The organism is Christiangramia marina (genome assembly GCF_048285865.1).
Lineage (GTDB): Bacteria > Bacteroidota > Bacteroidia > Flavobacteriales > Flavobacteriaceae > Christiangramia > Christiangramia marina.
Map to the genome: position 1 here is coordinate 627,594 of NZ_JBLVTK010000001.1, position 20,748 is coordinate 648,341.

A 20,748-nucleotide genomic window follows, 5' to 3' on the forward strand; every position below is an offset into this window, starting at 1 on the left:
GATTTATTCGAACACCAACTGAAGGATCTCTACAGTGCAGAAACCCAATTATTAAAAGCTCTTCCCAAGATGGCTGAAAATGCTACCGATGCTAAGTTGAAGAAAGCATTTGAAGCGCACCTGGAAGAAACCAGGGAACACCAACAACGCCTAGATGAAGTTTGCAAGGAACTGGAAATTAAACCAACCGGAGAAACCTGCAAAGCAATGAAAGGACTAATTGCTGAAGCTGAAGCATTTCTAAAAGAAGATGCTGAAAAAGAAGTGCGTGACGCCGGTTTAATTGCAGATGCTCAAAGAGTAGAACATTACGAGATCTCAGGATATGGAACTGTAGTTCGCTACGCCAAAGAACTGGGTTACGATAGTATTGCCAAAAAACTACAAAAAACTCTCGACGAAGAATATAAAGCAGATGAGAAACTGGATAAGTTGGCAGAGGGCCGACTGAACAAAAAAGCTAAATAGTACAATCAGATAAGGATTTAAGAACCTTCCATTCAGGAAGGTTTTTTTATGTTTGAACTTCTAATCTTTCAGCAATTAGAGTTCAAAATTATATATTTGAAACATGAGAAAATTTCCGCTTCTTGTAAGCAGTATTACCCTAATTCTGGGATTCACTTTTTATGGCGAACTAATCACATTCAGCTTATATGATACGTATTATCTAATCCCTGCGGAAGTTGCTCTATTTTCAATCTGGTTGTTGATCAGTATCATTTACTGGGCGTTTCAATTGAAAAGATACCTGTCCCGAAATGAAGCATAAATTTAAATCTTATAGTGTAGACGAAGCTTTACAGAAGCTGATGCATTTCTGCGCTTACAGAGATCGCTCCCAGAAGGAAGTAGAAGACAAGTTGAATGAAATGCATATGATCGACGCCGCAAAGGAAAAGATCATCATAGAACTCATGCAAGAAGGTTTTCTAAATGAGGAACGTTTTGCCAGAAGCTTTGTAAGAGGGAAATTCAGAATTAAAAAATGGGGCCGTATTAAGATCACTCAGGAATTGAAGAAAAGGGGAATTTCGTCACCTATCATTAAAATGGGACTTACCGAAATCAAAGAATCTGATTATCGTGCAACGCTTTTTGAACTTGCTGAAAAGAAACTTGAGAAGATCAACGAACCAAATGAATACAAAAGAAAAGGCAAGCTGGCAGATCATTTAATGCGCAAAGGCTATGAGTCCTCCCTTGTTTTTGACTCTCTCCAGGAAATACTTTAGTCGATCTTATTTTTGCTATGCGTATTTCTTATTGCCTGCTCATTCTTGTAATCGATCCATTTTTGTCCGCGTAATTTTCGCATATAATTATCAAAATGCCTCATAAAAACAAGGTTATATATAGCCTTGGAAAAGTTTGTAAGCGTTCTTGGAGTTGCCCGTAAACTCATGGAAAAACCTGCAGTGAGATAGGTCATATGGTGCCAGTAACCTTCAGGCATATACAAAGTCTCTCCGTGTTTAAGTTCTGTAACAAAGCCTGTGGCTTCCTTAAGCGCAGGAAATTTGTCATAATCCGGATTTGTAAAATCTATATCCTCGCGGCTTATCAAAGCATGTGGCACCTTGTATAGATATTTACTTTCAGAAGGTGGAAATAAGATACAACGCTTTTTTCCGTGGAAATGAAAATGCAGAATATTAGCATAGTCTATATCATAATGCATAAACACCTTACTATTCTCTCCTCCAAAAAAGAGCATGGGTAATTGCTTTAAAAAACGCAGACCCATATCCGGAAATTTGAAATCTTTCTGAAGGGACGGGACCTCCTTCATAAGATGATAAAGAAAAATACGATAGTTTGTAGGTTTTGTTTTAAGGAGATCTACATATTCACGCATCTTCATTTTCGCGTGTGGTTCATTAAATTTAAATTCTGAACTAATTGGGCGATCATCATACAATGGCACTTCCTTGTCCCCGGCAATATCGCTTATATACTGCAGATTCCATTTTTCGTAAGCAGGCCAATCCTCGATCAAACGTTCGATAACCACTGGCTTTTGCGGTCGAACATAATCTCGCACAAAATCTGCTTTAGAAATGGTCTTAACCTTCGGTATGTTCTCAAGTCTCATAAATTCATCCTTCATTTAATACCGGCATAACGATGCGTGCGCTCCATTGCCTTACGGTTTTTATAGTCTATCCATTTCTGACCCTTCAATTTACGCATCAAATTATCATAATTCCGCATAATTAGAAGATTAGATATAACCTCTCCCAGATCTGATCGTTTTGTTGGTAGCGATCTAAGCGTAAGTGAAAGGCTTGGGGTTTCATATTTCACCCAGTGCCACCAGTGACTGGGAATATAAAGAGCGTCTCCGTGTTCCAGAGTACATTCAAAACCTCTGGCTTTTGCTAAAGCAGGATATTTTTGTAGATCTGGATCATCCATATCAATGATCTCCATACTTACTATGGAATAAGGTACCTTGTATAATAAACCTGTTTGATCTGGCGGATACAGGATAACGCGCTTTCTACCCACAAAGTTGAAATGGAAATTATTAGCCAGATCCATGTCGTAATGCATCACAACCTTAGAACCTTCTCCTCCAACAAATAATACAGGTAGCTTCTTGAAGAATTTGATTCCCAGTTCCGGATACTTAAAATCATTAATAAGATCAGGGCAGTTCTTAAGTAAATTGAAGAAGAACATCCGCAGATCTGAAGGACCAACCTGTAGGATATCTATATAATCTTTAAAAGGTATTTTTCGAGCAGGACCATGAGAATTAGAACGACCGCTGGCGGGTTTGCCGTCATACAAGGGAACGATTATTTCTCCCGCTTTCTCTTTGAAATAATCGAAATTCCATTTTTTACGAGCAGGCCAATCCCGGCTAAGATCCTCAATAATAACCGGCGTTCTGGGTTCAAAATATTCCCGGTGAAAATCTTCTTTTGAAAGATTGCTTCGCCTGGGAATATTTTGGAGATCCAGTTTCAATAGATATTCGTTAATTAAACTTTCGTTTTTGCCTTTTGCTGAGCTTCAAGATTTCGCTCGATTTTGTGTCCTGGTCGGGACCATTTTGGTTTCTCATTCTGACTCTGAAATTGAGAATTTTCAGCTGCAACACTTTCAGGCTGAGATTTCTTAACGAAAGGTTTTTGCGGATTTAATCCGAGCATTTTAAACATTTCCATATCCTCATTTACATCAGGATTTGGAGTTGTTAGCAATTTATCTCCGGCAAAAATGGAATTTGCTCCGGCAAAAAAGCACATTGCCTGTCCCTCTCTACTCATCTGAGTTCTTCCAGCAGAAAGTCTCACCTGTGTTTCTGGCATTACGATCCTGGTGGTTGCCACCATCCTGATCATATCCCAGATAGGCACTGGTTCCTGTTCTTCCATTGGCGTTCCTTCTACTGGAACAAGCGCATTGATTGGAACAGATTCCGGCTGTGGATTAAGAGTCGCCAGCGCAACCAGCATTCCTGCACGGTCTGCCGTACTTTCTCCCATTCCAATGATCCCTCCGCTGCAAACGGTCACATTCGTTTTACGAACATTATCGATCGTAGCAAGTCTATCATCAAAACCACGGGTGGAAATTACTTCTTTATAGTAATCTTCTGATGTATCTAAATTATGATTGTAAGCATAAAGTCCGGCTTCTGCCAGTCTTGCTGCCTGGTTTTCAGTAAGCATTCCCAGTGTACAGCAAACCTCCATATCAAGTTTATTGATACTTCTTACCATTTCCAGAACATTGTCAAACTCTTCCCCATCTTTTACGTTTCTCCAGGCTGCACCCATACAAACTCTGGAACTTCCAGAAGCTTTAGCACGCAACGCCTGGGCTTTCACCTGGTTTACACTCATAAGGTCATTCCCTTCAAGATCTGTATGATAACGGGCTGCTTGTGGACAGTATCCGCAATCTTCAGGACAACCGCCGGTTTTTATTGAAAGCAAGGTTGAAACCTGTACTGTATTTGGATCATGATGCTCGCGGTGAATGCTTGCAGCTTCGTAAAGCAGATCCATAAATGGTTTGTTATATATATCGAGGATCTCTTCCTTCGTCCAGTCGTGTTTAAGTGCCATGTAATTCGATTTGTATTCAAAAATAAAGAAAACTAAGCTTTAAAGGGTAAAGCTGCAATAAGTTTTATGAACGCGATTTCTAACAATATCAATTTGCAGAAATTAGCAGGGAAACCGCATTCCCGCCAAAACCGACAGAATTCACCAGAATGTTTTTTAATTGCCTGGGTTTCTTCTGAAATTTTGAAAAGGGAACAGTTATAAATTGCTGATGCTGAATCATTAATATCGCCATTTGTATATTTAGAATTCCGGAAGTAGCAAAACTATGACCGGTCTTCCATTTGTTGGAGGTTATCGCTGGTTGATCATTGCCAAAAATTGCTTTCACCGCATTTACTTCAGCCAGATCTCCACCAATGGTTCCAGGAGCATGCATTACAATCGCATCAATTTCTTCAGAAGTGTTTTTAATTGCCATTTTCATACTCTTCTGAAGACAGAAACCTTCCCGGGATAATGAAGCTCCATGCTTTAATTCTTCATTGGCATACCCAATACCGCGAATAACAGCTTGCGATTTTGCTGAAGGGTTTTTGCTTAATGACAACAATCCCGCAGCTTCACTCAGGATCATGCTATTCTTTTGCTTCTCCATGTCCAGCGATTTACATGGATATTCATCATCACTTTGTGCATAGATCTTCATGGCATCCATTTGTGCAAGCGTAAAACCTGTAAGGGGTGCTTCGCTACCGCCGGCAATAAAGTTTTCTCGCATTCCACTTTCCAACCAGGCGATCGCATTCAAAATAGAATGCATTCCTGTGGAACAGGTAATACTATGAGAAAACTCCGGACCTTCCAGTTGCAGATCCTGCGCAGTCCAGGAGGAAATATTTCCTAAAGTGGTAGTTGGAGAACTATAGGTAGATGCCTTTCCGGTCTCTATAAATTCTTTATGATACTTCTCAAAAAGTTCTGTTGCGCCACGGCTGCTTCCAATGTTCAAGCCGGAATTGCTATTATCATAACCCGGTTCATTTTTTAGTTTTCGACCGGTGAGAATTGCCATTAAAACTGAACGGTCCAGATGGCGATACCTGGAGTCTTCCTGCTGAAGCTCCAGTAATTGATTGTTAATATCTTCCGGTAATTCTCCTGCCCACCAGGATTTTTCAGTCGTCGTTATTTTACTAAAATGATGAGAGTCTTGCAGATAATTATTCCAGATCTCTTCCGCAGAACTTCCTAATGGTGAAATACTGGCGATCGCGTCTATGGAAATTGGATTTTTCAAGGACTTATTTTAAAACAAAAATAGTATTGATAGTTCTCTTGGATAGCTTATCAAGCGTTAATTTACGCCTGAAATTGATCTATACATTCCTGAAGTAATATATAGATCTTTTTCATCTGCTCTTCAGAAGTAACATAAGGCGGCACGATATAGATCGTATTCCCAAGCGGACGTAAAAACAGCCCTTTCTCCATAAAAAACCTGAAAAGCCTGTTTCTCAAATTCCCGTAGCGCTCCATTTCCACATTCAGTTCAAAAGCGAGAATCACACCCATAGAGCGAGCGTTGAGAACTTGTTGTTTTTGCTTCAATTCACGAACGAACTGCTGGTTACTTTCAGAAATCCTGTGAATGTTCTGCTTAATTTCTTCGGAAGTCAGTAATTCTATCCCTGCCAGAGCCGCTGTACACGCAAGTGGATTAGCGGTATAGGTATGCCCGTGAAAAAGACCTTTCGCAATTTCATCTGAATAGAAGGCATCATAGACCTTTTGATTACAGGAGGTTAGCCCCATAGGCAGCAAGCCTGCCGTAAGAGCTTTGGACATGCAGATCACATCTGGCTTTTCCTCGATATGATCTGAAGCAAAATAAGTTCCTGTTTTACCAAAACCGGTCATCACCTCATCTGCTACCAGAAGAACTTCATGTTGACGACAAAGTTTCAATATTGCATTCAGTCCTTCATTGTCGTGGAACTTCATTGCTGCGGCGCCCTGAATTAAAGGCTCATATATAAACCCAGCGATCTCTTCCTTATTTAGTATAGATTCTAATTGATCAAGAATTTCAATATTGTTCGTTCCATCTGGAACCGGAATACGTTCTACACGTATAAAATGATCTTCAAAAGCTCCATTGTAAACTGAGAGTCCGGAGACTGACATTGCGCCAAACGTATCTCCATGGAATCCATTTTCAAAAGCCAGCATAACTTTTCGATCATTACCAAGATTGTGATGATACTGCAAAGCCATTTTGATCCCGATCTCGGTCGCTGTGGAGCCATTATCGTTAAAAAACAGTTTCTGCTGCCCTTCTGGTAAAATTTTTATCAATGCTTCAGACAGCTCTATGGCCGGCTCGTGTGTGAATCCGCTGAAAACCACCTGATCCAGATTCTGCATCTGCGCAAAGACCTTGTTTGTGATATAGGGATTGCAATGTCCATATACTGCAGTGTACCAGGATGAGATTCCGTCTATATACTCACGACCTTCATCATCAGTTAGTATGACGCCGCTGGCTTTTGAAATTGGCAGCATTTCTGAAGATACTTTATGCTGTGTAAGCGGATGCCATAAATGTTTGCTGTCTCTTTCTTTAAGATTTGATGTAATTTCTACTTCTTGCATAATTTCTCCTTCCATTTTTCAGCATATTCCAGTACTACATTTTTATCAAAATATGGCTCCTGCTCAATTCTTCCCAGTACTTCAATACCGCTATGATCCTGGATCGCCTGTTCAGTACTTTGATGCTCATCTCCGCTAAAAATGATCTGAATATTTTCTAACCCTCGTGATCTAAGCATCTCAATACTTAATAAAGTATGATTTATACTTCCCAGATAATGCCTGGAAACCAGAATAACGCAATCATCTTTATCAATAAGATCCAGAATTGTGCTTTTGTTATTTAAAGGCACAAGCAATCCACCGGCTCCTTCAATAACGAGATCGCGATTGGTTTTAGGTCTTTTGATCTTCTTTAGATCGATATTTACTGAATCAATTTCAGCAGCAGCATGCGGACTCATGGGACTATTCAAAGCATAGCTATTCTTATGAAAAGTCGTCCTGGAGTTACTAACCAAACGCTCAACCTTGTGAGTATCTGAATTATCAAGATCACCTGCCTGTACAGGCTTCCAGTAATCGGCTTCCAGAGCTTCAGTGATCATTGCAGCTGCGATGCTCTTCCCAACATCTGTGCTAATTCCGGTAATAAAATAATGAGCAGGCATTAATTTGATTTTTGCACAAAGTTAGCCAGCCTTTCTAAGACCTCCGAAATTTCCTGCTTCGAATTATAGGCATGCAGACAAAATCTTAATCTTTCCTGTCCCAGAGGAACCGTTGGCGATAATATAGGTTTTACCACGAAGCCATTTTCCTGTAACTGCAAAGCAATTGACTTAACCCGTTCATTCCCTGGCAGGATGCAGCTTTGTATAGCAGAATCGCTATTTATAAATCTTTTAGTAAGCGCGTTCCTATCAAGTTCAGCTTTGAAAAAATTTATGTTTGCACGTAATCTTGTAACATTCTCAACATCCAATTGTAGATTTTCATAAACTGTGATCATAGTAGCAAGGGTATGCGGTGATAGCGCGGTGGTATAAATGAAGCTTCTTGCAAAATTGATCAAGTAATTTCTTAGCTGATCACTTCCCAGGACAGCAGCACCGTGGCTTCCAATTGCCTTCCCGAAGGTTTGAATTCTGGCAAATACATTTTCTTCGAGACCAAGTTGCTGTATCAAACCAACACCATTTTCTCCAAATACGCCGGTGGCATGAGCCTCGTCTATAACCAGCAAAGCATTATACTTCTTGGAAAGTTTAGTCAGCCCTTCGAGATCTGGAATATCACCGTCCATAGAGAATACAGATTCGGTCACTATATAAACCTGGAAATCGTTAGATGAAGTATCGAATCTTCGTAGTTTGGAATCAAGATCCTGCAGACTGTTATGAGTAAATCTATAAGATTTCGCCAGGCTCATTCTAATACCATCCCGGATAGAAGCGTGACTTAACTCATCATAGAATATAATATCACCCTTCTGCGGTACTGCGGAAAAAAAACCCAGATTGGCATCGTAACCAGAATTGAAAATAAGAGCAGATTCAGCATCATGAAATTCAGCCATCATTTTTTCAGCTTTACTGAATAATGGATGATTACCAGAAAGAAGTCTGGATCCGGTAGCTCCATTTTTATAAGCTTGCGCATCCATTATTTCCGAAGTCCTATTTCTAACAACTTCCGAAGAAGAAAAACCAAGATAATCATTAGAAAAAAAATCTATCCCTTTAATTTCTAAAGGAAGACTTCTATAGGAATTATCATTTTTCCTTTTTTCAAGTCTTTTCTCTAATTTTAACGGTAGCTTTTGCATATGGCAAACTTAAGCAATGAATTTTATAAAATATGAACTGGGAACTATTTGCTCTTAGAGTAGTACTTGCAACAATCGCCGGACTACTAATTGGCTATGAACGTGAAATCCAGGGCAAAGGTGCAGGATTGAAAACCAACGCACTGGTGGCACTTGGCTCTGCGATCTTTATATTAATGGCTTTAAGGTTTCAGAACGAAGAGTCGGTGGATATCACCCGGGTACTTGGCCAGATCGTAGTTGGTATTGGATTTATTGGCGCAGGAACTATTCTGGAAAAGAAGAGGAAAATTCAGGGTCTTACCACTGCAGCTATAGTCTGGTGTAGTGCTGCTACCGGGTGTCTTGCTGGTTTTGGAATGTATACAGAGTTAGGAATTATTAGCGGACTTATTCTAATTATCAACCTCGTTTTTGGCTATGTTGAACACGAAATGATTAAAAAGAATGAACAGGATGAGGAGAAAAAGGTAACTGCTAATTACTTATCGGCGTCATCCATTTTACTGTGATCCACGTTATCTTCGGGAGTATCGTCCACCTTACTTTTTAAGATATGAGTGTTCTTTTGATATTTACCCTGCAATTCATCCATTACCGACTTATCCCAGAGTTTAACTCCGATGAAATAAGAAGCCCGGCCAATAAGGTGTGCACTTACAGGAGCCGTTAAGAACAGGAACAGAATAATGACAAATGCCTGTGAAGTTACATCTGCATTACTAAAGAATATGGTGGAACTAAGTAACAAGAGGCCAACACCCAGGGTGGCCGCTTTGGTCGTTACAGAAATACGCAGGTAGGTATCTGGCATACGAACGATCCCGATCGCTGCTAACAGAACGAAAAGGGCTCCCAGTGTCGCTATGGCGGCTATAATGATATCTATCATTTCCTTTTACGTTTTTCTAGATAATATGAAAGTGCTACGGTACTTAAAAAAGCTATCAATGCAAGAATAAGGGCTGTATCCATTAAAGTTGACTGACTATAAATTATACTGTATATCGCAATGATCCCGATCCCTGTGGTAATAAGAAGGTCGAGCGACACAATTTTATCAGCAATGCTTGGACCCTTGATAAATCTCCAGAGTATTAATACTGCAGAGATCACCAGCACGGGTAATATGATATAATGTAAATATTCTACTAACGTCATGACAGCACTTCCAAAATTCTACGTTCAAATCCATCCTTGATTCCGCGAATGAATTTTTCTCTATCCTTCAGGTACATTGCATGCACAAAAAGAACCTTTTTATCATTAGATACATCTATGCTCAAAGTTCCCGGTGTTAGGGATATCATATTCGCGAGAACGGTAATCCCAATATCACTTTTGACATCCAGTGGCACCATGATAATTCCCGGTGTCACATTCAGTCTGGGTGTGATCACTTCATAAGCAACCTCAATGTTTGCTTTAACAAGCTCATAAAGGAAATTCAATAATAACAATATGATCTTCGGAACTATAAGAAAATAACGAGTTCGTTTTCTACCTACAGTAATAAGCCAGAGAATATGAAAATTCAGAAAAAATCCAAACAGATAGTTTTCGAATGAAAAATCACCCGTAAGGGCAACCCATACGAACGTTAGTAATATGTTTGAAAGAAATTTATTCTTCATTTTCTTAATTCTTCGTCTTTAAAACTGCCTCAATGTATCCTTCACTATTCACCAGTTCGTCAGCAATTCTTGCAGAAAGCTCTTGAATATGTTCAGCTCCAAAACCAATATACAAAGATACAATACTAAGCATAGCTACTGGCACGATAAATTGAGAGCGTTTTAGATTGGTCATCTTATGATAATATCCAAAATATTCTCTTTCTGGCATTTCCTTAGCATCTTTCCAGAACACTTCAGCCCACATTTTCGCGATGATCACCAGTGTGATAAAACTTGCGAAAATTATTGCCGCTACAGTAATATAATTTTCTCCGAAGAATCCAGCTTTAATAAGATTGATCTTTGGCCAGAAACCAGATAGTGGCGGAATCCCAACCAGGGAAAACAATGGGATAAATAGCAATAAACTTATCTTCGGGTATTTAGCATAAATACCTCCAAGATCCCGCATGCTGTTAGTTCCTGTGATTCTATAGACCACCCCGCTTAGCATGAAAAGATTGGTTTTAACGATAATATCATGAATAAGGTAGAAGATCGCACCTGCAATAGCAATTTCTGTAAACATCCCGATCCCCGCGATCATATAACCAATATGACAGATGATGAGATATGAAAACACTTTCCTCATGTTATTCTGTACCAATGCGCCAATTCCACCACTCACTAAAGTAAGTATGGCGATGACCATGATAATATTATTTAGAAAGGGTTCGTTGACGAATATTAGCGTAAACACCCTTATTAAGGCATAGACACCTACTTTGGTCAATAAGCCTCCGAAGATAGCGGATACGGCGAATGGAGGTGTATGATACGAAGCTGGCAACCAGAAATACAGCGGAAAAACTCCTGCCTTGATGCCGAAACCTATCAAGAATAATACGGCAGTGATTTGAACGAGTCCGCGATTTTCCACAGCAGCTACCTGTCCTGCTAGATCGGCCATATTCAAGCTTCCGGTAATACCGTAAAGTACAGCGATCGCTGTTAGGAAGATCATGGAAGCCAGGATGTTGAGCGTGAAATATTTTACTGCACCTTCAAGCTGAGCCTTTTCACCACCTATGGTAATAAGCACGAACGAACTAATGATAATGATCTCAAACCACACATAGAGGTTGAAAATATCTCCAGTTAAAAAAGCTCCGTTCAAACCTAATAGCAGGAAATGAAAAATGGGGAAATAGCCAAACCTTAGTCGGTCTCTTAATACTGAACCTGCTGAAAATATGGAAACTGCCAATCCTGATATTGCCGTTAACAGGACTAACGTAGCCGCCAGAGAATCTGCAACAAAGGTGATTCCGAAGGGAGCTTCCCAGTTTCCGGCCTGAATAGTTTGAGTCCCATTTTGCCAGATATAGTTGAAGAGCACGATCGCCAGAATCACGCTCAGCGTACTTCCAAAGATGCTAAAGATCTTCTGAAAACGAATCCTGGACCAGCCAAACATCAGAATGATACTGATGGCCATCTGTAAGAAAAGTGGATATAAAATTAGTTGCTGTGTCATGAATCTTCGTCGGTTGCGTTCATTTCGTCCAAATCATCAGTTCTAACTACGGTATGCGCCCTCTTAACCAGAACGATGGCAAAAGATTGCAATCCAAAACTAATCACAATGGCAGTGAGGATCAATGCCTGCGGCACAGGATCTGCAAAGGCTTCTACGAAAACCTTGGAATCCCCGGGTATAATTGGCGGAGCTCCTTTGGTTATTCTTCCGAGGAGAAAAATAAGCAGGTTCGCGCCATTACCAAGCAATATGATCCCTATAATAAGTTTCACCATACTTCGGCGAAGCATCATATAAATACCAGTGCCGTATAGAATACCTACCATTAATGCTAAAAGTATCTCCATATCAGGCCGATTCAGAAATTGTAAAGATTATTGTAAGAGTTACTCCATTTACCACGAGGTAAACACCAATATCAAAAAATAGTGCAGAACCTACACTACCTAGAATAGCAACAGTATCATGTGACCAGAGTCCGGTCATGAATGGCATATCAAAAAATATCACTGGAGCCAGACCGGCCATAAAAGAAATAGCGAGTCCTACCGGTAATAAAAATCCCGGATGCACGATTAAAAGCTCTTTGGTTTTTTCTAGTCCGTTGGCAAATGAATGCAATATAAAAGCTATAGATGCGATAAGACCGCCTACAAATCCGCCTCCTGGCAGGTAATGGCCGCGGAGAAGGATAAAGATCGAAAACACCAACAATACCGGTAAAAGGTAATTAGAAGCTGTTTTTAATATGATGGTTGTTCGCATATTATTGTTCCTTTTTTTCTGGTTTTAGACTTGTATCTGCATATCGTTTTCTATCCCTCATCTTAAGTCTTAATTTCATCAAGCCGAATACTCCTACTGCTGCTATGGATAATACTGAAACTTCAATTAGTGTATCTGCACCCCTGAAGTCAACCAGAATAACGTTCACCACATTTTTTCCATGAGCTTCTACATACGAGTTTGCAGCATAGAACTCCCCAACCTGCTTGCTTACAGGCTCGGAAAGTACTTCCAGCGCCAGAACCGTAATGATGAGACCGAATACACTAGATAGTACACCATCCCTCACACGCGTTTTATAGTCTGAAAGCTTCAGATACTTCGGTAATTTATATAATACCAGAACGAACAGGATCACCGTAAGTGTATCAATCGAGAACTGGGTCATGGCCAGATCGGGCGCCGAGTAGAATACGAAGATCAAACAAATGGAAAGACCAACCACACCCATAGCGGCCACCGCTGCCAGACGGGATTCAGTAAAAACAGTATAGAAAATTCCCGCAATCAAAATTAAAGTAGTAGTGATCTCATAGACAGTAATCTTAGATAACGAATTATAATCGATCACAAAACGAGTATTTCCAATCATGATATATCCAACCAGTACCACCATGAAAAGAATAATGATAGAAATGTAGTTTCTCAAGTATCCATTCTGAAAGAAATTCGTCCAGAAATTAGAGAATTGCACAAAACCTTTATTGATAAGATTCAAAATATTTTCAGGAGAAATCTTATTGTATCTAGCTGCAGCTGCCACTAGTTTTTCTGAAGGCTTGATTATAAAATATAAAGTAGTTCCAACGCCAATTGTGATCAAACTAAGGATAAAAATAAGATTAAATCCGTGCCATAATGACAGATGAATTTCAGAAGCATCACCACCAAGAGCCGTCACTACAGGTTTGATCAAGGCACCCTCAATTAGAAATGGAGCAATTCCAAAAACCAGACCTAAGGTTGCAAGAAATACCGGTGGAATCCACATGATTGGACCCGGAGCTTTCACATTTTTGTGTTCTTCGGGCAATTTCCCTGTGAAAGGCTTGATTCCCGCCACAAAACCTGCATATAATAGGAGAATCTTAGTTAGCACTATTGCAATCATCGAAATGATGATAATCGTTTCTGAATGATATGTAGCTTCGTACGTAAGTTCCTTTCCAATAAAACCTATCGTTGGGGGAATCCCGGCACTGGAAATTGCTGCCAGTATCCCGGCGATCCCAACCGGAAGCATGATTTTATTAAGTCCCGCAAGTCTGGTGACATCACGAGTATGTGTTTGGTGATCTATAATTCCCGTCACCAGGAATAAAGTGGCTTTGTATAACGCATGAACAATGATAAATACTGCTGCAGCCAGGAATGCTTCTTCGGTCCCCAGACCAATTAAAAACACCAGAATACCTAAAGCCGAAATTGTAGAATAGGCCAGGATCCCTTTAAGATCTGTTCTGAACAAGGTATGGATCGCAGAGTAAAGCATGGTAATTCCCCCAACAATGATCAGCGTGTAATTCCAGATATTTTCACCTCCAAGAATAGGAGTAAAACGCATTAATAAATAGATTCCCGCTTTCACCATGGTGGCAGAATGCAGGTAAGTTGATACCGGTGTTGGAGCTTTCATCGCTCCAGGCAACCAGAAGTGAAATGGGAATTGAGCCGATTTTGTGAAAGCTGCACCAAATAACAATAAAACAGCAACTGCATAAAATTCGTTTCCACGAATAGCTTCACTCATACTCAGCATTTCAGAAATACTGTAGGTACCCGTAATATTATTAAGTAATAAGGCTGAAGAAAGAAGCAACAACCCTCCTATTCCGGTAATACCCAAAGCGGTCATTGCCGATTTTCGCGAAGCCGGATTTGTATTATTGAAGCCGATCAGAAAGAAAGAACTAATACTGGTAAGTTCCCAGAACACAAACAAAGTGATCATGTTATCAGACAGCACCAGTCCAAGCATGGCGCCCATGAACGCAGCTAGATATCCATAGAATCTATCCAGGTACTCGTGCCCTTTTAAGTAAGAAGAGGTATATGCAAAAACAAGGAAACCAATCCCTGTGATCATTAAAGAAAAAAGCAATGACAAGCCGTCCAGCTTAAAACCAAGATCTACCCCAAAAGATGGAATCCATTGAAAGGACCTGGTAATTACTTCACCATCTGCAATAGGAGCTATAAACTGGAAAAAATATAAAAAGAGCCCAAGTGGTACTATGGAAGCCAGGATCGAGAGCTTACCTTTAAAAAACTTCCCTACAAAAACCAAGAGAATAGAAAATATAAATCCTGTAAGAATTGCGGTAAGCATACTTAGTAAATCTGTTTGTCGCAAATATAATAGTTATTATTGAAGAATAGTTTTAGCGCAATCAATAATCCTGGAGATAAACGTGATTTCTACATTAATTACGCTCTATGTAATTCACTCACAATTTTCTATCAATAACAGCAAGCCCTTAGAAATATTTACGAATTAAATTATTGATAATCGATAATTTAGTATATGTTTGTTATCGTAAAACGATAATTACCTATAGATGAAGCCGCCAAAATTCCTAAAAACGATAATCAACATTTCCTACATTCTTCTTTTACTGAAACTAATTATAACCAGTCTATGTTAAATATATTTTCTCTTAGGTGGAAGCGTAAAACTTAGCTCTCTGGATTATATTACCATCGTTAAGAACGAAGAATCAACTGCAGCTGCAATAGTTTTCTTCACTCTTGAGATCATTTATACATCAATTTTATTTTCATCAGTTTATATTTTGAAAAAGTTAATTAAAGACTTTGAAAAAGAAAGGTTGTATACGAAACTTCAAATTTCTGGATTAAGCCTTGCAGGAAAATTAATAATTGGGGTAGTGATCCTACAGATAGTAGCGGAATTCTTCACTGTAATCATTTTTGATAACAGATTAGAAATAGGTCTTTCCATTGAAAATGATCTCGGAAGCCCTTGGCTGGTAATATCTATTGGTTTATTTCTTATTTATTTGAGTAAAATCTTTAAAAATAGCGCCAGTTTATTGAAGGAAAACGAATTAACTATCTAATTATAGATATCATGAGTAAAAATAGCCTACTTAAAACCGCATCTTTTCTCTGTCATTTAATTAACGGAGCTTTCATTCTTGTCTTAGTTATTCTCACGATTGTTTTTATCCATTTTCAATTTGATCGCGATTTTTATAATGGATGGCATGCAGACAAACCGATAAAAGGCAATTCTATAAAATTCCAGAAAGTAATAGGAGAAGAAGTTGCAGATGAGGATGTTATCTATATGACCGATTGGAATACAGCTTCGCTATATTTCAATTATCTAAGATTGGCAGGAATAATTCTTCTCATGTATCTGGCAATAAAACAATTTCAAAATGTTTTAAAGTCAGTAGAAAATCTGGAAACTTTTAAAACCACCAATGTGCAGGCATTCCATAGGATAGGAATTTATTGTCTTATTATTTCCGGACTGTCATGGATTACCATGTGGGATTTCGGCAACTATCACGTAAGTGGTTTTCATATTGATTTTTATTTTCTAATCATTGCTCTATTGGCTTTTATCTTTGCTGAAATTTTTAAAGAGGGAAATCAATTGATGGAAGAGAACAAACTAACCGTTTAAGTATGGCCATTATCATAAATCTGGACCGGATTCTGGAAGAAAGAGACATGAAAAGCAATGAACTGGCTGAAATGGTTGGCATCACCACTGCAAACCTGTCTATCCTTAAAACTGGTAAAGCCAAAGCTGTTCGGTTTTCCACTCTTGAAGCTATTTGCCAGGCTCTGGATTGCCAACCCGGGGATATTCTCGAATATTTGCCAGATTAGAGAATTTCCGACTTATTCTCTTAAATTTAGGTACCTAAAATTTCAATTTATGCGATCATTATTATTGTTACTGCTGTTAACTTCCATGGCAGCGACTTCACAGGTAAACACTTATAAAATTTCCTTCAGCAATGCTGTTCATCATGAAGCAAAGATAGAAGTAACATTTCCGAAGATAAAATCACAGGAACTAACTTTACGAATGAGCCGTACTTCTCCTGGTAGATACGCCCTGCATGAATTTGCTAAAAACGTGTACGGCTTCAAAGCTTTCAATAGCGAGGGAAAAGAATTAGAAATTACTAGAGAGGATCCTTATTCCTGGACGGTAAAGAATACAGATGGCACCGTTAACATAAAGTATACACTCTACGCAAATCGCGGAGATGGCACCTATTCGCAGGTTGATGCCAGCCATGCTCATTTAAATATCCCAGCAACCTTTATGTATTCTGAAGAATTAAAAGATCGTGATATTGAATTACAGATCGATCTTCAGGATCAACCAGACTGGAAGATCGCCACACAGCTTGAAAAGATCAATGAAAATACTTTTAAGGCGCCAGATCTGTATTATTTTATGGATAGCCCGATAGAGATCAGCGATCATCAAGTCAGAAGTTTCGAGCATGATGGTCAGAAAATTGAATTTGTGCTGCATCACCAGGGAACTGAAGCTGAACTTGATCAATATTTCGAACAGGTCAAAGCGATCGTAGAGCAGGAAGCAGCCGTTTTCGGCGAACTACCAGATTATGATTATGGAAGATATACTTTCCTGGCTTGCTATATGCCAAATGCCAGCGGCGACGGAATGGAACATCGTAACAGTACGATTCTCACAAAAACAGATGCTCTGGCAGATGGTGGAATGAAAGGTAACACTGGCACCGTTGCTCATGAATTTTTTCATGGATGGAATGTGGAACGTATTCGCCCGGCGGATCTGGAACCCTTCAGTTTTTCTGAAGTAAATATGAGTCGAAACTTATGGTTTGCTGAAGGTTTTACAAGTTATTATACCGGATTGATCCTGCATCGTGCAGGAATCACTTCAGAAAAAGAATATATAGAAGGGCTTTCCGGAACTTTTAATTATGTCTGGAATTCTCCTGCCACCCGCTATTTTAATCCTATGGAGATGAGCATGCAGGCACCTTTTGTAGATGCCGCAAAGTCTGTAGACCCTGTAAATCGCGAAAACACTTTTATCTCTTATTATTCCTACGGAAGTATACTTGGTCTTGCTCTCGATCTTTCTTTAAGAGAAAAAGGTCTGAATCTCGATGAGTTTATGAAAATGATGTGGCTGAAATATGGCAAAAATGAAGTTGCTTACGATACTAAGGATATTGAAAAAACACTTTCCGCGTATGCAGGTAAAGAGTTTTCAAGCGATTTCTTCGCAAAACATATAAGAACGGGTGGGCAACCAGCATATAAGAAGTTGTTCGATCAGGTTGGTGTTAGCATCACACAGGAGGTCAAAAAGAATCATTTTGGAGCTAGTTTCCGGGAAACGGAAAATGGCCTGGAAATTAGTCGGAATACCGTAATAGGAAGTCCTGCCTACAAAGCTGGCCTGGACGAAGGAGATTTGATCACCTCAGTAAATGGAACTCCAGTACATACTTCAGAAGCAATGAAAAAAGTGATAGCCGGTACTACTGAAGGTAAAAAGTTAAGCATCGAGTACCAGAGATTTGGAAAGACTGAAACTACTTCCGTAGAACTTTCAGCAGATCCTGAATACAAGATCACATTATCTGCAAATGCTTCGAAAGAACAATTAAAGAACCGAAAGAACTGGCTGGAATCTAAATAATTACCAGTATAACAATGCACATAAAAAAAGCCTTTCAGAAATGAAAGGCTTTTAATTTATATAAGAATGGGAATATTAGTCGGCCAAAATAATAGCTTTATTATCCTTCATTTCAAGAACTCCACCTTTGATGGTGTAGAATAAAACTTCAGTATTATTTCCTTCTGTTCTAAAAGCCGACTGATCCTTAGCTTTGATCTCGTTCGAGCTTCCGGCTGCAAGGTCGATCTTTACATCACCTTCAGTAAGAACAGATACGATAGGCGCGTGATTGTTCAGCATCTGGAATTCACCATCATGACCTGGAACTTTCACAGCATCTACTTTAGCTCTGAATACTACCGCCTCTGGAGTAACTATCTCTAAATACATTTAACTAATTTTAGTTTTCAGCAAGCATTTTCTCACCAGCTTCGATCGCTTCCTCTATGGTTCCTTTAAGGTTAAAGGCCGCTTCCGGATACTTGTCAAGCTCTCCATCCATGATCATGTTGAAACCTTTGATAGTATCTTTAATATCTACAAGCACACCTTTAAGACCAGTAAACTGCTCTGCTACGTGGAATGGTTGAGAAAGGAAACGTTGAACACGTCTTGCTCTGGATACTGCCAGCTTATCTTCTTCGGAAAGTTCTTCCATACCAAGAATAGCGATAATATCCTGAAGCTCTTTATATCTCTGTAAAAGCTCCTTCACTCTTTGTGCACAATCATAATGTTCATTTCCTAAGATATCTGGAGTAAGAATCCTTGAAGTAGAATCCAAAGGATCCACCGCAGGATAAATACCTAGCTCAGCAATCTTACGAGAAAGTACCGTTGTAGCATCCAGGTGGGCAAATGTTGTTGCCGGTGCTGGATCGGTAAGGTCATCTGCAGGTACGTAAACCGCCTGTACAGATGTAATAGATCCATTTTTAGTAGAAGTAATTCGCTCCTGCATCGCACCCATCTCGGTTGCTAGCGTTGGCTGATACCCTACTGCTGAAGGCATACGTCCAAGAAGTGCAGACACCTCTGAACCAGCTTGTGTAAAACGGAAAATGTTATCTACGAAGAAAAGAACGTCTTTCCCCTGACCTTCTCCAGCTCCATCACGGAAATATTCCGCGATCGTAAGACCAGAAAGGGCAACACGCGCACGTGCTCCAGGTGGTTCGTTCATTTGTCCAAATACGAAGGTAGCTTTAGACTCCTTCATGATTTCTTTATCTACTTTCTGAAGATCCCATCCGCCTTCTTCCATAGAATGCATGAAATCGTCACCGTACTTGATAATTCCAGACTCTAACATCTCTCTAAGAAGGTCATTCCCTTCACGAGTACGTTCACCAACTCCCGCGAAAACAGAAAGTCCACCGTGACCTTTAGCGATATTGTTAATTAACTCCTGGATAAGTACTGTTTTTCCAACTCCCGCACCTCCAAAAAGTCCAATCTTACCACCTTTAGAATAAGGCTCAATAAGATCAATTACTTTAATTCCGGTGAACAGAACTTCAGTAGACACAGATAAATCTTCAAATTTTGGCGCCTGGCGGTGAATTGGCAATCCATCTACACCTGCTTTTGGCAAGTTTCCAAGACCGTCAATCGCATCACCAATAACGTTGAAAAGACGTCCGTAAACATCTTTACCAACTGGCATTTGAATAGGATTTCCGGTATTAAGAACATCAACACCACGGCTAAGACCGTCAGTAGAGTCCATAGAGATCGTTCTTACAGTATCTTCTCCAATATGTGATTGTACTTCAAGAACTAAAGTAGAACCATCTTTTCTGGCGATTTCCAAAGAATCGTAGATCTTTGGCAGTTCAGCGTTTTCTGAGTCGAACACAACGTCAACTACAGGACCAATAATCTGGGCAACTTTACCTGTGACTTTAGACATTTATCTAATTCTTTTAATTTTATTACGTAAAATTCAATTACCTACTCTCTTGATTTCAAAATTGATAAATCAGAAATAGGTCATTTTCAGGGTGCAAAGATAAATTTTTCTCTGAAAAAACAGATTGAAATAAAGAGAAGTTTTTAATGATTTAAAAATGCCTGAATTTTCAACATTGAACCGTGCTAAAATTCTTATAAAAACGAAAAAGCCTCTTCGATCGAAGAGGCTTTTTATCAAGTATGTGAATAATAACTATTCTACAGTAACAGACTTTGCAAGGTTACGCGGTTGATCCACATTTTTTCCAAGCAATACTGCAATATGATAAGATAATAACTGTAATGGGATCGTTGTAAGCAACGGAGTAAGTGATTCTATCGTTTCTGGAACTTCGATCACGTAATCTGCAAGATCTCTAACTTCTTCATCTCCTTTAGTAACGATACCAATGATCTTTCCTTTTCTGGATTTGATCTCCTGTATGTTACTCACTACTTTCTCGTAATGTCCTTTCTTAGTAGCGATCACTACAACTGGCATCTGCTCATCGATCAAAGCAATTGGTCCATGCTTCATCTCTGCCGCAGGATAACCTTCAGCGTGGATATAAGAAATTTCTTTTAGTTTCAAAGCTCCTTCAAGTGCTACAGGGAAGTTATACCCTCTACCTAAATAAAGGCAGTTTGGAGCATCTTTATATTTAGCAGCAATTTCCTGGATAAGCTCATCAGACTTAAGCGCCTCTTTAACTTTCTCCGGAATTCGCTCTAACTCC

The 20,748-nt window shown here is 39.4% G+C and carries 25 protein-coding genes; 8 read left to right on the forward strand and 17 right to left on the reverse strand.

What is annotated here, in order from left to right; genetic code table 11:
* The 3 genes from ACNKXS_RS02890 to ACNKXS_RS02900 form a co-directional block, all read left to right on the forward strand.
* The coding region (locus ACNKXS_RS02890) for a YciE/YciF ferroxidase family protein (RefSeq protein WP_417919543.1) at window positions 1-468 on the forward strand (468 nt) is incomplete at its 5' end.
* Window positions 469-571: 103 nt separating this feature from the next.
* Window positions 572-772 carry a hypothetical protein gene (locus ACNKXS_RS02895; protein ID WP_417919544.1) on the forward strand — a complete coding sequence of 67 codons (201 nt, stop codon included), beginning with the start codon at window positions 572-574 and terminating at the stop codon, window positions 770-772.
* The gene (locus ACNKXS_RS02900; RefSeq protein ID WP_417919545.1) at window positions 762-1,235 is read left to right on the forward strand and encodes a regulatory protein RecX; all 474 of its coding nucleotides are present in this window, start codon (window positions 762-764) and stop codon (window positions 1,233-1,235) included. The genes ACNKXS_RS02895 and ACNKXS_RS02900 overlap by 11 nt, the downstream gene beginning before the upstream one ends.
* Here ACNKXS_RS02900 and ACNKXS_RS02905 read toward each other — a convergent pair.
* From ACNKXS_RS02905 to ACNKXS_RS02935, 7 genes are all read right to left on the reverse strand, one after another.
* On the reverse strand, window positions 1,232-2,095 hold the full coding sequence (locus tag ACNKXS_RS02905) for a cupin-like domain-containing protein (protein WP_417919546.1): 864 nt from the start codon (window positions 2,093-2,095) through the stop codon (window positions 1,232-1,234). The two genes, ACNKXS_RS02900 and ACNKXS_RS02905, sit on opposite strands and share 4 nt — an antisense overlap.
* A gap of 11 nt (window positions 2,096-2,106) precedes the next feature.
* The gene (locus tag ACNKXS_RS02910; RefSeq protein ID WP_417919547.1) at window positions 2,107-2,976 is read right to left on the reverse strand and encodes a cupin-like domain-containing protein; all 870 of its coding nucleotides are present in this window, start codon (window positions 2,974-2,976) and stop codon (window positions 2,107-2,109) included.
* A 14-nt stretch (window positions 2,977-2,990) separates the two neighbouring features.
* Window positions 2,991-4,082 (reverse strand): biotin synthase BioB, encoded by a 1,092-nt coding sequence (bioB, locus tag ACNKXS_RS02915; RefSeq protein WP_417919548.1) that lies wholly within the window; start codon window positions 4,080-4,082, stop codon window positions 2,991-2,993.
* An 88-nt stretch (window positions 4,083-4,170) separates the two neighbouring features.
* Window positions 4,171-5,322, reverse strand: a complete 1,152-nt coding sequence (locus ACNKXS_RS02920; RefSeq protein WP_417919549.1) for a beta-ketoacyl synthase N-terminal-like domain-containing protein — start codon at window positions 5,320-5,322, stop codon at window positions 4,171-4,173.
* Between the two features lie 62 nt (window positions 5,323-5,384).
* Window positions 5,385-6,677 carry an adenosylmethionine--8-amino-7-oxononanoate transaminase gene (gene bioA / locus ACNKXS_RS02925; protein WP_417919550.1) on the reverse strand — a complete coding sequence of 431 codons (1,293 nt, stop codon included), beginning with the start codon at window positions 6,675-6,677 and terminating at the stop codon, window positions 5,385-5,387.
* Window positions 6,665-7,288: a dethiobiotin synthase gene (gene bioD, locus ACNKXS_RS02930; protein WP_417919551.1), complete on the reverse strand. Its 624-nt coding sequence runs from the start codon at window positions 7,286-7,288 to the stop codon at window positions 6,665-6,667. The genes bioA and bioD overlap by 13 nt, the downstream gene beginning before the upstream one ends.
* The gene (locus ACNKXS_RS02935) at window positions 7,288-8,445 is read right to left on the reverse strand and encodes an aminotransferase class I/II-fold pyridoxal phosphate-dependent enzyme (protein WP_417919552.1); all 1,158 of its coding nucleotides are present in this window, start codon (window positions 8,443-8,445) and stop codon (window positions 7,288-7,290) included. Before ACNKXS_RS02935 ends, bioD begins: the two co-directional genes overlap by 1 nt.
* Before the next feature lie 32 nt (window positions 8,446-8,477).
* On the opposite strand from ACNKXS_RS02935, the gene ACNKXS_RS02940 reads away from it, so the two are divergent.
* Entirely contained in the window at window positions 8,478-8,957 is a 480-nt protein-coding gene (locus ACNKXS_RS02940; RefSeq protein WP_417919553.1) for an MgtC/SapB family protein, read from the forward strand.
* Here the strand turns inward: ACNKXS_RS02940 and mnhG are convergent.
* Genes mnhG through ACNKXS_RS02975 form a run of 7 tightly spaced genes read right to left on the reverse strand, consistent with a single transcriptional unit; the run spans window position 8,927 to window position 14,716 of the window.
* A complete protein-coding gene (gene mnhG / locus ACNKXS_RS02945) occupies window positions 8,927-9,337 on the reverse strand; it encodes a monovalent cation/H(+) antiporter subunit G (protein ID WP_026913951.1) in 411 nt (136 codons plus the stop codon). The genes ACNKXS_RS02940 and mnhG overlap by 31 nt on opposite strands.
* Window positions 9,334-9,606 carry a monovalent cation/H+ antiporter complex subunit F gene (locus ACNKXS_RS02950; RefSeq protein WP_295177868.1) on the reverse strand — a complete coding sequence of 91 codons (273 nt, stop codon included), beginning with the start codon at window positions 9,604-9,606 and terminating at the stop codon, window positions 9,334-9,336. Before ACNKXS_RS02950 ends, mnhG begins: the two co-directional genes overlap by 4 nt.
* On the reverse strand, window positions 9,603-10,079 hold the full coding sequence (locus ACNKXS_RS02955; protein ID WP_026913949.1) for a Na+/H+ antiporter subunit E: 477 nt from the start codon (window positions 10,077-10,079) through the stop codon (window positions 9,603-9,605). The genes ACNKXS_RS02950 and ACNKXS_RS02955 overlap by 4 nt, the downstream gene beginning before the upstream one ends.
* Before the next feature lie 4 nt (window positions 10,080-10,083).
* Window positions 10,084-11,598: a proton-conducting transporter transmembrane domain-containing protein gene (locus ACNKXS_RS02960; RefSeq protein ID WP_417919554.1), complete on the reverse strand. Its 1,515-nt coding sequence runs from the start codon at window positions 11,596-11,598 to the stop codon at window positions 10,084-10,086.
* Window positions 11,595-11,948 carry a Na+/H+ antiporter subunit C gene (locus ACNKXS_RS02965; RefSeq protein WP_141879020.1) on the reverse strand — a complete coding sequence of 118 codons (354 nt, stop codon included), beginning with the start codon at window positions 11,946-11,948 and terminating at the stop codon, window positions 11,595-11,597. Before ACNKXS_RS02965 ends, ACNKXS_RS02960 begins: the two co-directional genes overlap by 4 nt.
* A gap of 1 nt (window position 11,949) precedes the next feature.
* On the reverse strand, window positions 11,950-12,366 hold the full coding sequence (locus ACNKXS_RS02970) for a Na+/H+ antiporter subunit B (RefSeq protein WP_295177862.1): 417 nt from the start codon (window positions 12,364-12,366) through the stop codon (window positions 11,950-11,952).
* Window position 12,367: 1 nt separating this feature from the next.
* Complete coding sequence (locus ACNKXS_RS02975; protein ID WP_417919555.1) at window positions 12,368-14,716, reverse strand: putative monovalent cation/H+ antiporter subunit A; 2,349 nt, start codon at window positions 14,714-14,716, stop codon at window positions 12,368-12,370.
* 403 nt (window positions 14,717-15,119) lie between these two features.
* Here ACNKXS_RS02975 and ACNKXS_RS02980 point away from each other — a divergent pair, with 403 nt between their 5' ends.
* The 4 genes from ACNKXS_RS02980 to ACNKXS_RS02995 are packed head-to-tail and all read left to right on the forward strand — an operon-like array spanning window position 15,120 to window position 18,076.
* Window positions 15,120-15,467 carry a DUF2975 domain-containing protein gene (locus tag ACNKXS_RS02980; RefSeq protein ID WP_417920135.1) on the forward strand — a complete coding sequence of 116 codons (348 nt, stop codon included), beginning with the start codon at window positions 15,120-15,122 and terminating at the stop codon, window positions 15,465-15,467.
* Between the two features lie 11 nt (window positions 15,468-15,478).
* Window positions 15,479-16,042, forward strand: coding sequence for a DUF2975 domain-containing protein (locus ACNKXS_RS02985; RefSeq protein WP_417919556.1), 564 nt, complete (start codon window positions 15,479-15,481; stop codon window positions 16,040-16,042).
* A gap of 2 nt (window positions 16,043-16,044) precedes the next feature.
* On the forward strand, window positions 16,045-16,251 hold the full coding sequence (locus ACNKXS_RS02990; RefSeq protein ID WP_295177854.1) for a helix-turn-helix domain-containing protein: 207 nt from the start codon (window positions 16,045-16,047) through the stop codon (window positions 16,249-16,251).
* Between the two features lie 49 nt (window positions 16,252-16,300).
* On the forward strand, window positions 16,301-18,076 hold the full coding sequence (locus ACNKXS_RS02995) for a M61 family metallopeptidase (RefSeq protein ID WP_417919557.1): 1,776 nt from the start codon (window positions 16,301-16,303) through the stop codon (window positions 18,074-18,076).
* A 75-nt stretch (window positions 18,077-18,151) separates the two neighbouring features.
* Here the strand turns inward: ACNKXS_RS02995 and ACNKXS_RS03000 are convergent, their stop codons facing one another.
* From ACNKXS_RS03000 to ACNKXS_RS03010, 3 genes are all read right to left on the reverse strand, one after another.
* Window positions 18,152-18,448 carry a F0F1 ATP synthase subunit delta/epsilon gene (locus tag ACNKXS_RS03000; protein ID WP_295177850.1) on the reverse strand — a complete coding sequence of 99 codons (297 nt, stop codon included), beginning with the start codon at window positions 18,446-18,448 and terminating at the stop codon, window positions 18,152-18,154.
* A gap of 10 nt (window positions 18,449-18,458) precedes the next feature.
* The gene (gene atpD, locus ACNKXS_RS03005) at window positions 18,459-19,970 is read right to left on the reverse strand and encodes a F0F1 ATP synthase subunit beta (protein ID WP_298245973.1); all 1,512 of its coding nucleotides are present in this window, start codon (window positions 19,968-19,970) and stop codon (window positions 18,459-18,461) included.
* Window positions 19,971-20,225: 255 nt separating this feature from the next.
* Window positions 20,226-20,748: SIS domain-containing protein (locus ACNKXS_RS03010; protein WP_417919558.1), on the reverse strand; the 523-nt coding region annotated here is incomplete at its 5' end.